Annotated in this window: 8 protein-coding genes; 1 reads left to right on the top strand and 7 read right to left on the bottom strand. The window is 62.2% G+C overall.

The features are described 5' to 3' along the window. On the bottom strand, window positions 1–191 hold a 191-nt coding region (locus A6M21_RS03230; RefSeq protein ID WP_201721823.1), incomplete at its 3' end, for a PD-(D/E)XK nuclease family transposase. Here A6M21_RS03230 and A6M21_RS19230 point away from each other — a divergent pair. Next, window positions 169–462: a HepT-like ribonuclease domain-containing protein gene (locus A6M21_RS19230; protein WP_078060357.1), complete on the top strand. Its 294-nt coding sequence runs from the start codon at window positions 169–171 to the stop codon at window positions 460–462. The genes A6M21_RS03230 and A6M21_RS19230 overlap by 23 nt on opposite strands. Here A6M21_RS19230 and A6M21_RS03225 read toward each other — a convergent pair. The 6 genes from A6M21_RS03225 to A6M21_RS03200 form a co-directional block, all read right to left on the bottom strand. Then, window positions 451–1,986, bottom strand: coding sequence for a glycosyltransferase family 4 protein (locus A6M21_RS03225; RefSeq protein ID WP_066666462.1), 1,536 nt, complete (start codon window positions 1,984–1,986; stop codon window positions 451–453). The two genes, A6M21_RS19230 and A6M21_RS03225, sit on opposite strands and share 12 nt — an antisense overlap. A gap of 280 nt (window positions 1,987–2,266) precedes the next feature. Further along, a complete protein-coding gene (locus A6M21_RS03220; RefSeq protein ID WP_066666461.1) occupies window positions 2,267–3,052 on the bottom strand; it encodes an ABC transporter ATP-binding protein in 786 nt (261 codons plus the stop codon). Further along, window positions 3,053–3,829: an ABC transporter permease gene (locus A6M21_RS03215; RefSeq protein ID WP_242868745.1), complete on the bottom strand. Its 777-nt coding sequence runs from the start codon at window positions 3,827–3,829 to the stop codon at window positions 3,053–3,055. A 5-nt stretch (window positions 3,830–3,834) separates the two neighbouring features. Then, entirely contained in the window at window positions 3,835–6,039 is a 2,205-nt protein-coding gene (locus A6M21_RS03210; protein WP_066666460.1) for a glycosyltransferase, read from the bottom strand. A 16-nt stretch (window positions 6,040–6,055) separates the two neighbouring features. Further along, window positions 6,056–8,362 (bottom strand): glycosyltransferase, encoded by a 2,307-nt coding sequence (locus A6M21_RS03205; RefSeq protein WP_066666459.1) that lies wholly within the window; start codon window positions 8,360–8,362, stop codon window positions 6,056–6,058. A 3-nt stretch (window positions 8,363–8,365) separates the two neighbouring features. Continuing rightward, on the bottom strand, window positions 8,366–9,473 hold a 1,108-nt coding region (locus A6M21_RS03200; protein ID WP_207644550.1), incomplete at its 5' end, for a glycosyltransferase family A protein.

The following is a 9,473-nucleotide window of genomic DNA, read 5'->3' as shown; positions in this document are numbered from 1 at the left end:
GTATAGGGAAAATTGACCTCCAGCAGGTACCTGGGGTCGATCTCCCTGTCCATCAGGTCCACGTCGACCAACTCCCTTCCGGCGGGCTTCCTCAACACCGCGTTGAGGAAGCCGATGAGCGCCTCCTTGCCCTCTTCTGACCCGAAGATTCTCTTGAAGAAGTAGTCGTTGGTCCTGTTGATCCCCCTGATTTCCGCCAAGCCCCCACCCCTCCCGTTGCACTCTCGTTTCCCGTATTATACCAGATTCTTCGTACGGGCCAAATACCATACTTGCGGAAGCGGGCTACCTGCCGAAAAAAAACTTGAGCAATTCAAGAAAGTGGCCCAGTTCCGCAATGTGATCGTGCACGATTATACCTGCCTTGAACCGGAAATCCTGCTCGGCGTTTTGCAAAAAAACCTGGACGACCTGCGTTTATTCGTCGCCATGATCCGGGATAAATTTTTGTCATTGCGCTAATTCATTCCGCTTCTCCAAAACCGCCCGGTACAGTGCATCGTATTCACCTACCATGCGCGCCACGGAAAAGCGCTCCGCCGCCAGGCGGCGCCCGGCCTCCCCCATGTTGCGCCGCAAAGCCCCGTCCGCCAGCAGTGCGGACAGTCGCTCCACGGCCGCCGGCAGGTCGCCGGACGGCACCAGGTAGCCGGTCACGCCGGGCTGCACCAACTCGGGCACACCGCCCACGGCGGAGGCCACCACCGGCCGGCCCGCCTGCATGGCCTCGATGACGGTCAGCGGCAGCCCCTCCCAGCGGGAAAACAGGACAAACACATCCAGTCCGGCCATCAGGGCGGCGGCATCCGCCCGTGTGCCGGTCAAAAACACCCTGCCTTCCAGACCGTGCTTTTTTATGTACTCTTCGCACGCCGGCCGCAGCGGCCCGTCACCGATGAGCACGAAGCGCAGGCGGCAGGCCCACGGTTCCCCGCCCTCCAACGGTACGGCGGCGGCAGCCGCCCGGCCGGCGCCTATGGACGGGCGCCCGTCCGGCGCGCCGTTCAGCAACGCCCGGACGGCAGCCAGGAAAAACAGCGGCTCCTTGGGCGCGCGCAGGCGGCAGACCATGCCCACCAGCAGATGGCCGTCATGCAGCCCGAGCTCCCGGCGTAAACAGGTGTTATTGCCGCCGAAACGGCAAGTGCCAGTCACGTCCCGTCGTACCATCGTGTCAACAGCCTGCTGGCCGCCTTTGCCGGGCAGGCAGCAGTGTTCAATCCCGGCCTTTTCGACTGCCGGAACGCGGAAAGCCCTAGCCGGGCCGTTGGTGACGGACCCGTCCGCCATACCGGACGATATGGCCAAATGCTGTGTATGGCGATCCACTTCTCCGGCTGTTCCGTCGAAACACCCATCCATGCCCGTCCGGCACGTGCCGGAATCCACATCGCTGTCCTTCCGGGGGGCAAGAAGATCCGCGCTTTCCGGCTTCCCGCCTGCGCCCGGCGCCGGCACCCCGTTGTAGATCAGCGCCAGCTTCTCCGGCGGGGCCAACTTCTCCCGCCGCCCCTTCTCCAGATCGGCGCGGGAAACGCAGACCACCCGGCTGCTCAGCCGGCCGGCCAGCCTTTCCGCCGCCGTGAACAGCAGGCGTTTGCCGCGCGACTGGTAATCGTTGATCCCCCAGCCGTGCACGGTGAAGATGATTCCGGGCACCCCGGCCGCACGGGCGGCCAGCCGCCCCAGGATGCCGGCCTTAGAACTGTGGCAGTGCACAATGCCGAAGCGCTCCCGGCGCATCAGCCGGTAGAGCGTTAAAAATGCGGTTAAATCGGAAACAGGCGCTATTTCCCGCTTCAACGCCGGTATTTCCACCACCCGCACGCCGTCCAGGGCGCGCAGACGGGCCACCAGATCCCCGCCCGGCGCGCAGGCGACGGTGATGTCGTACTTCCCCCGCTCCAGGCCGGACACCAGGTGATAAAGCACCATCTGCGCCCCGCCCAATTCGGAGAGGGTGATCAGTTGGAGGAGTTTGATCATAACACTTCGCCGCCAATAAAAATAGTAACGGCCCCAAATGTATCAACGCCCGCGGGCAGCCGGCAGCTGACCCGTGCAGCCGGGCCCTGCGGATAAAGGCCGGGGCGCGATCATTGAAGGCGCGAAACTTGGGCCGCCGGCTGTATCCGGCCCAACCATACAAAGCCGGGGCGCGATCACAATGCAGGCGCGAAACCTGACGCTTGCAGCCGGCAGCATCCGCGCGGAACAAAAGAATTCACTTGAAAAGCCTCCGGGCTTGTCCCGGGGAGATTTACTCTCAGCCGGTAACGGCGGTTCCGTTCCCGCCGCCCACACCCGCCCGGGGCATGCCCAGGTGCTCCAGATAGGCGTCCAGCACCGCGCCGGTTTGACCGAAGCGCATCGGGGCGCCCTTGTGCAGCCAGAGCGCCTGGCGGCAGATTTGGCCGATATCGTTCAAGCCGTGGGAGACCAGCACGATGCTCACCCCCTGGGCCTGCATTTTTTTGATCCGGTCCATGCATTTCTGCTGGAAGGCCAGGTCGCCCACGGCCAGGATTTCATCCACAATCAGAATTTCCGGATCCACGGCCGTAGCCACGGCAAAACCCAGCCGGGCGTACATGCCGGAAGAATAATACTTCACCGGTATGTCGATAAACTGCTCCAGTTCGGCAAAGGAAACAATTTCGTCAAACTTGCGCCGGATCTGCGCCTTGTCCAGGCCCAGGATCATCCCGTTGAGATAAACATTTTCACGCCCCGAAAAATCGGGGTGAAAGCCCGCCCCTAGCTCAATCAGCGCCGAACGCCGCCCGCGCACGCTCACCCGCCCCCGGGTCGGGCGCATAATGCCGTTGAGCAGCTTCAGCAAGGTGCTTTTACCGGAACCGTTCACTCCAATCACACCCAGACTGTCCCCGGCGTCCAGGTGAAAACTGACATCCTTCAGCGCCCAGAAATCGGCGGCCGGCCCGGACACAGCCCGGCGTTCCAGCATTTCGTGCAGAAACTTGGAAATGGAATGCACACGCTGCTGGCGCAGGCGAAACTTTTTCCAGACGTTTTCCACATCAATAGGCATTTACATCACCTCGGCAAAGAGCGGTTCCAGCCAGCGGAAGAGCGTCCAGCCGGCAATCAGGACCGCCAGGGAAATCAAAAACGAGACCAGGACCTGATGCCAGTTGACCGGCGTGCCGGCCAAAAAAATATTGCGCTGCGCATCGACCAGCAGCCCGATTGTATTGTACATGAAATAGCGGCGCGCCTTTTCCGGCACCTGCTGCAGGACGTAAAAGACCGGCGACAGGTACATCCAGAACATGAGCACGATACTGACCAGTTGGGCCATGTCGCGGTAGAGCACATTCAGCGAGGATACAATATAGGCGAAGCCCAGGGTGTAAAAGAGCTCAATCACCAGCAGGGGCAGCAGCATCCACAAATTCCAGTTTGGGGACAGGTGAAAATACCACATCAACAAACCGAGCACCAGCAGGGAGAAAAAGAAGTCCACCACCCGGGCCAGCACCGCCGCCGTGGGCAGGATCAGCCGCGGAAAATACTGCTTGGACAGGAGCATGGCATTGCCGGTCAGGGAAGTGGTCGCCGTGCTCAGCGAATTGCCGAACAGGTTCCAGTAAGTCAGCCCGCAGAAGAGAAAAACCACATAGGGCACATTGTTCAGGCTAGCCGCCCGGAAAATATGTGAAAAGACAAACGCCCATATGATGGCCATGAGCAGGGGATTGATGATCGCCCAGTACAGGCCCAGAATGGAAAGCTGGTAGCGCACGCGCACATCGCGCCAGGCCAGGGCGAAAGTGAGATTCAAATAAAGGCGAAACTTACTGATCAACTCCATCATCCTTTGGCCGAAAAATTACCTACGTCATAATCTCCGCCGGCGGGCACCGGCCGGGCTTCGCATTTGCGCCGGAGAAAGGATTCAAACAGCCGCACGTACTCTGCCGCCATGCGCGCGCCGGAAAACCGTTCCAGCACGCCGTCCCGGCAGCGGGCGCCCATTTCCGGCAGCTTTGCCGGTTCGGCCAGCAGCAAGCGCAAAGCCCGGCAAAGGCCGTCCAGATCGCCTTTTTCCACCAGCCGTCCGTTCACCCCGTCTTCAATCACCTGGTTCAAACAGCCCACATTGGTGGCCACCACCGGCACGCCGCTCATCAGCGCTTCCACCACCACCATCGGCAGGCCCTCGCTGTCGGAGGTGAGCACCAGCAGGTCGACGGCCTTGAACAGGGCGGCCGTGTCCGCACAGGCGCCCATAAACTTCACCGGCGACCCTGCGGTTTTCGCCGCCTTCCGCATCCCCTCCGCCAGCGGGCCGTCGCCGTAGCACAGCCAGTCCACGCCGGCCAGGTCTTTCAACGCGGCCGCCGCCTGAATGAAAAGCAGCGGATTTTTTTCCGCGGACAGCCGTCCGGCAAAAGCCACCTGCCGGCGGGCCGGATCAAGCCCCTGCTCCTTTTTATACACCGCCCGGCTGCCTTCTTCCGCCCCGCCGCCCGCCGGCGCGCAGCCATCTTCCGTCACGCCGGCTTCCGGCGGCCGGAAGCGTTCCCCGTCCACGCCGTTGGGGATGACAAACACCTTTTCCGGAGCGGCGCCCAATTCCTCCACCATGGTCTTTTTAATCCCCTCGTGCACCGCTATATGCCCGTCCAGGTATTGATCCCGCCGCGCGCTCAGCCGGGCGTAGCCCTCCGGGCTGTCGTTGTGTAGCAAATCCAGCACCGGCAGGCCGGCGAACCTGCCTTTGAGTTCCGGCAGGGCGAGATAGGCCAGCTCCGAGTGGGAAATCAGCACCGCGTCGATTTGATGTCTTTCCATCATCGACTCGATGGCGGCGGTGAAATAAATGCGGGGAAACAAATGAGGCAGGAAATAAACCCGCGGAGTAACGGCCAAAAACCGGCCGGCCCATTCGTTTTGCGCCTCCAGTGTGGTCATGACGTACACGTCCCAGTCCCCGGAACCGGCAAAACCGGCCAGCACCTGCAGCAGCACCGTCTCGGCGCCGCCCATGTTCAACCAGGGCGCCAGCACCAAAAGGGCGTGCCTGCCCGGCAAACGGCGGGAGGCGGGCAGATTGGCGAAGGCTTCTTCCGGCCGCACACCCACCGGCCGCAACGGCTTCACTTTGGCCACCCGGGCATGCTTCTTGCGGATCTGCGCGGTCAGCTGGCGGTGCTTTTCCTGCGCGCGGTGGGTCATCGTCCGGCCGTGCCGGCGGTGCAGGAAAAGCGGTTCCGGAATCAATTGCCCGCGCCAGCCCGCTCCGGCCAGGCGCAACCAGAAATCCCAGTCCTCGTACCCAAGGCGCATCTCCTCATCGTATCCGCCCGCCTTTTCCCAGGCCGCGCGGCGGAAAACGGCCGCCACCGGCAGGTGGTTATACTGTAAAAGTTTCACCGGATTGAGCGGTTCGGTGTACCAGATTTCATCCACATCGCCGAACAAGCGGGCCAGCGGGTAGGCCAAACCGGTGTCCGGCCTGCTTTCCAGCACCATCACCGCCTTTTCCAGGTAGGTGGGCGCAAGCATGTCGTCCGCATCCAGGCAGCAGATATAACGGGCGGCGGTGGCGGCAATACCCGCATTGCGCGCCGCCGGCAGGCCCCGGTTGGGCTGGCGGATCACCCGCACATCCCCGTCCGCCGCCATTTGATCCAGCACCTCGACGGTTTGCGGATCATCGGAGCCGTCGTCGACCACAATCACCTCGACCCCGCCCAGGGTTTGCCGGCGGACGCTTTCCACCGCCTCCGGCAAAAACTTGCCGTAATTATAGCAAGGAATAATCACTGCCGCCAGGGGCGCACCGGCAGGCAGCGGTTCCCGCCCGATCAGCGGCATGACCGGGTCCAGGCGCCGGCGCAGCCATTCCTTCACCACGGGCGGAACGGCCGTTTTGAACAGGCGCCCCCAACTAGACTGCGCCATCCACAGGCGCAGCCTGATCAGCAACTTGCCCCACACCACCCGCCAGCCGTCCCGTCTGAACACGGCGATTGTTTTTTGCAGCGCCCGGACAGCCCGGTTTTCCCGCATTAAATCCGCACCTCCATCAATTGGGCCGGAACAAGATTTTTTTAACCTTTCGCCGGAGCGCACGGACCAATGTCCACAGGGCCATCTTCACACCCATCTCGGCCGGGTCGGCAAAACATGGGGCCGCGCCGCCACTGCGCAGCGTCTGCGCTTCCTCCTCCACCTGGCGCAAGCGCTCCTCCAGCCACCGGACACGTCTTTCCGCGCTCTGCCAGTTATCGCCGGGCGAATTCCAGGCAAAAGAGGCCCCGTTGGTGTTCAGCAGCCTGAACAGCTCGTCGCCGTAGCGCCGGTAGGTGGCGGCATGCAGGCGCACAATCTCGTCGTACATGAACAGCACCGCATGATCATTCATGCCTCTGAGCATGGAATCGCGGCGCACCCGGTAGCGGGTCAAAAACTCCGGGATGCACACTCCCAGCCGCCCCGCTTCGTAAAGCGAGATCCAGCTTTCATAGTCCTCCAGACCGGCGGACAGGCGCGGCTTATTGCGGGCGAAGGCCAGAAAATCGCTTCTTTTGAGCACGCAGATGGCGGCCAGCATGTTGTGCGCCAGCAAGTAGGGAAACTCCAGATTGTTGGCGATAAAGCAGCCTTTGGCGGAGTCAAAAAAGCGCACCCAGGAGTAAACCAGTGAAATGTTGTCATAGCGGCGCAGGATTTCAACGCAGCGGGCGTAAAATTCCGGCTCGACCAGATCATCGGCGTCCAGGAGGGCCAGATATTCGCCCCGGGCGTTTTCCGCTCCGGTATTGCGCGCCGCGGCCAGACCCCGGTTCGGGGTATGCACCACCCGGACCGGATCCGGAAGGGAAGACGGCAGCGCTTCCAGTACAGCCAGGCTCTCCGGATCATCGCTGCCATCGTCGACAACCACGATTTCCAGCGGCCGGTAGGTGGAGGCCAGGGCCGACTGCACCGTTTCCTCAATGTACCGTCCCATATTATAAAAAGGAATGACTACCGAGAGCAGTCCCGGTTCGCCGGCCGGCGCTGGCGCCGGACGGGACGGCGTCCACCGCCGGTCGAAGCGGTTTACCGCCGGAAAGAGCCTTGCTTCCCTTCCCCGGCGCTTAATCCGCTCGTAAAAATCCATGCGCCGGGCCAAAACATTCCGGTAGGCGGTCATCTCCATGATCCGCTCCCGCGCCCGGGCGCCGGCGGCCGCCACTTCCCCGGCGGGCATACGCAGCACTTTCCGCAGCGCGCTTTCCAATGCGCCGTCGACTGCCCAGTCAAAAACCTCCCCGCACTCTTCGCCGCCGATCATTTCCGCCTGTCCGCCGGCTGATGATCCGATGACCAGTTTGCCGGCGTGCATGGCTTCCACACAGGTCAGCGGGAAATTTTCATAAAGCGAGGGAACCAGCACCGCCCAGGCGCGGGCCACCAGGCGGGCGCATTCATCCGGCGGCACCTTGCCGGCGAACTGCAGGCGGCCGTCTTCCAGCCGGCGGCGATAGCGCCGGCGCAAATATTCGCCGACGGTAACCCCGCGGGTGTAAAAATCCGTATCGCCGCCGACCATCAAGAGCGTAAAGCGCTCACCCGCCTCCCAGAGCCGCTCGCAGCATTCGAGCAGGGGCAGCACGCCCTTCCTTAATTCCAGCCGGCCGACATAAACGAAAGTTTTTTCCGCTTCGTTCAGCTCAGCCCCGGCTTCACCGGTGGCCGGAAATTCAAAAGGCAGCGGCATGACTTCAATATCCGGACCGCTTTCACCGTTGGTCATAGCCTGCAGGATCCTGCCCCGCAAAAACCGGCTCGGGCACAAAAGGCCATCGGCGGCGGTAATACAAAACTTTTCCATCTGTCCCACCCAGTATTCGGGCAGGCGGCAGTCCGGATATTGATCCAGCGCCAAAATTTCAAAGGTGGGGGTGTGCAGGTGGACGATCAGCGGAATTTCAGCCAGCCCGGCGTAACCGAGCCATTTTTTCTGCAGCAGGTAGTAGCCGATGCCGCCGTAATCCTGCACCTCAATCAAGCCGGGTGACCCGCCGGTGGCGAGCAGTTTCTGCACCGCATCCGCGAACTGGTAGCTCAGCGCCGGCCAGTGGGACATGACATTGTGCGGAAACGCCGGGTGCCCGTCCGGTTCCGTGTCCGGCAGGACCTCTGACCCCAAAAACATGTCCCCCCGGCGGAAACGGACCACTTCAATCCGGTCTTCCGGATGTTCCACGCCGTCTTCGTCCCCCGGTAAAATTACAGTGACGTCATGTCCGGCCCGGGCGAACATTCTTGTCGCGTGCTGCATGTAAGTACCAATGCCGCCGCCGTAAAAAGGGGGGTATTCGGTGGTTAAAAACCAAAGCTGCAAACCTCAAACCCTCCTAAACTGTTTTAAATCCACAATGCCCGCCGTTTCCAGCCAGTGCAAGGCCTTGTTCTTCTCCAGATAAGTTAAAACAGCGTTCAACCTTGTTTTATATTCTTCCGCGGCAAGGCGCGCCCCGGTCATTTCATTCCAGAATTCGGCGCATTCCGCTTCCTTCACTTTGATGTAATCTTTCTGCTTCTCCCAGCCCGCGCACAATCTCTGCACCTCGGCCTGCAGCGCTTCGTTTTGCCGCTTCAATTCCGCATACCGGCACAGGCAGTCTTTATTTTGTCGCTCACTCTCCGTCAGCGCCGCCCGCAGCAGGCTAGCTATTTCCACGGCGCTTTCCCGCAGATAGGCGGCGTGTCCGGTCAGCGGGAGCGCGACGGCATTTTCCCCGTCCGCGCAGCGTTTGTCCAGCAGCACCAGCGGGAGCACGGCCACCTGCTCTCCCCGCGCGGCCAGGGTGCAGTAAAAAGACCACCGCGCGGCACGATCGGTGAACCGCTCAAGGTCCGAACCGGTCACCGCTTCCCGGCGCCAGAGGGCGGGCAATGCGCAGGTGTCGTCCGCGGCGAAGATCAAATAGCGGTTTAAATCACAGGGGATCATGTATTTTCTATTCCCAGGCGCGCCGGAGAGGGCGGCATAACACGTCACGCCGGCCAGTTCCGGTTCCGCCTCCAGGCAGGCCACCGCCCGGGACAGAAAATCCGGGCGCGGAAATACACCTTCCGGCAGGAAAAGGCAGTATTCCCCCCGCAGTTTTTCCCAGCAGAGCCGGCGGGCGCCGGGAGGCCCGGCCGCAACCTCTCCGGCGTCGCGAATGCGTCCGCCGGCCGCGCCGTCTTCCGGCGGCCCGGGGGGCGCATCCCCCCCGTCCGCGGTCCCCGCCGCGGCGCCGGAAGCGGCGTTGATCCGCCAGGCCCGCCAGGAGGTGTAATTTTGACGCCGCAGACTGTCCACGGTTTCACGGCCGGTGGACCGTCCGGTCAGAAAAATATCCACCGGCGGTTCCTTTGCCGGCACGGATAACCGGCCGCGGCGTGAATGTTCCAGCCCGCATAAAGAGCGGTATATATCACCGGCCGGAACAGGCGGTTCCGTTACC

It is taken from the genome of Desulfotomaculum copahuensis (assembly GCF_001655685.1).
Classification (GTDB): domain Bacteria; phylum Bacillota; class Desulfotomaculia; order Desulfotomaculales; family Desulfovirgulaceae; genus Desulfotomaculum_G; species Desulfotomaculum_G copahuensis.
Note: the sequence above shows the minus strand (reverse complement) of the source record. Positions and strands in the feature narration are given on the sequence as shown.

Excerpts from the sequence above, each read along its gene's own strand:
- A6M21_RS03225 (WP_066666462.1), bottom strand. The coding sequence starts at position 1,986 with ATGATCAAACTCCTCCAACTGATCACCCTCTCCGAATTGGGCGGGGCG.
- A6M21_RS03220 (WP_066666461.1), bottom strand. The coding sequence starts at position 3,052 with ATGCCTATTGATGTGGAAAACGTCTGGAAAAAGTTTCGCCTGCGCCAG.
- A6M21_RS03210 (WP_066666460.1), bottom strand. The coding sequence starts at position 6,039 with ATGCGGGAAAACCGGGCTGTCCGGGCGCTGCAAAAAACAATCGCCGTG.